Raw genomic sequence first — 861 nt, forward strand, 5'->3', positions numbered from 1 at the left:
TAGGGTCTGTTGACATTTCAAGTATAGAATTTACCCGATAAAGGTAGCCAAATAAATATACAAGCTAATGCAACTGCACCCTCATAGCTACACTTTAACTTATCATATCGTGTTGCTATTCCTCTGAACTGCTTTAACCTACAAAATGCATTCTCCACTAAGTGTCTGATTTTATATAAATACCAATCCATATGGTCATTATTTGACTGGGTATTTGATTTTCTTGGAATATTCGCTTTAGTTTTTTTCGCAGATATTTGTTCTCTTAATGATTCAGAGTCATATCCTTTGTCTGCACAACACACTTCCGTTTCACTCAAATCTAGTTTTTCAATCATTTTGGGAGCAATCTTGACATCATGTGTCGTTCCATCGGAGATAATAATTTCGATTGGATTGCCATCCGCATCAACAGCTAAGTGTATTTTAGAACTATTGCCACCAATGCTTTTAGAAATATCCTGATCTTTTATTCCAGCAGAATGTTGATGTGCCCGAACATGACTACCATCAATAAAAACCCATTCCACATCAGCATTTGAAGAAATTAATTTAAATACTTTCATTAACTTATCATTTTTACACCAACGATTATATTTTTTAAAGATTGAGTTATACGAACCAAATTCCTTAGGCAAATCACGCCACGGACAGCCTGTTCTTATTCTATAAAGTATTGCTTCGACAAAATTTCTCAAATTAGATTTGAAATAGATATTAAAATTTCGGAAAATAGAAAGTAACTTAGACCAGTGTTGATCATTCAGCATTGTACGAGGCATAGCGAGAAGTAAATTTGGTTTGGCGATTAAATTTTACTTTCTCGCTATTTTTTTGAACAGAAAATGTCAACAGACCCTA

The 861-nt window shown here is 33.6% G+C and carries 1 protein-coding gene; it reads right to left on the minus strand.

Going from position 1 to position 861, the window contains the following annotated elements:
- Positions 1 to 17 precede the first annotated feature (17 nt).
- Positions 18 to 782: an IS5 family transposase gene (locus tag A6M14_RS14425; RefSeq protein WP_004985728.1), complete on the minus strand. Its 765-nt coding sequence runs from the start codon at positions 780 to 782 to the stop codon at positions 18 to 20.
- Between the last annotated feature and the right edge of the window lie 79 nt (positions 783 to 861).

This window comes from Acinetobacter portensis (assembly GCF_009372215.1).
In the GTDB taxonomy this organism is placed as follows: domain Bacteria; phylum Pseudomonadota; class Gammaproteobacteria; order Pseudomonadales; family Moraxellaceae; genus Acinetobacter; species Acinetobacter portensis.

Bases quoted from the DNA above. Each gene is read 5' to 3' on its own strand.
- A6M14_RS14425 (WP_004985728.1), bottom strand. From the start codon at position 782: ATGCCTCGTACAATGCTGAATGATCAACACTGGTCTAAGTTACTTTCT.